This is a genomic window from Halomonas sp. ND22Bw, from assembly GCF_003011945.1.
Taxonomy (GTDB): domain Bacteria; phylum Pseudomonadota; class Gammaproteobacteria; order Pseudomonadales; family Halomonadaceae; genus Halomonas; species Halomonas halophila.
The window spans coordinates 1-246 of sequence record NZ_PXWD01001501.1; the positions used below are offsets into that span (position 1 = coordinate 1).

The following is a 246-nucleotide window of genomic DNA, read 5'->3' on the forward strand; positions in this document are numbered from 1 at the left end:
TGACATGGCGGCCTATGATGCCGATCCGGCGCATTACACGCAGTCCCTTGGCTGCTGGCACGGCTTCATCGGCCAGCAGAAGCTGATCAGCATCAAGAAGCATTTCGGCACCACCAAGGGGCGGTATCTGTATCTGTCGGGCTGGATGGTCGCCGCGCTCCGTAGTGACTTCGGCCCGCTGCCCGACCAGTCGATGCACGAAAAGACCAGCGTCCCCGCGCTGATCGAGGAACTCTATACCTTCCT

At 60.6% G+C, this 246-nt stretch carries 1 pseudogene; it reads left to right on the forward strand.

The features are described from left to right. Nucleotides 1-246: pseudogene (locus tag CVH10_RS23225) on the forward strand (isocitrate lyase); the annotation flags it as partial.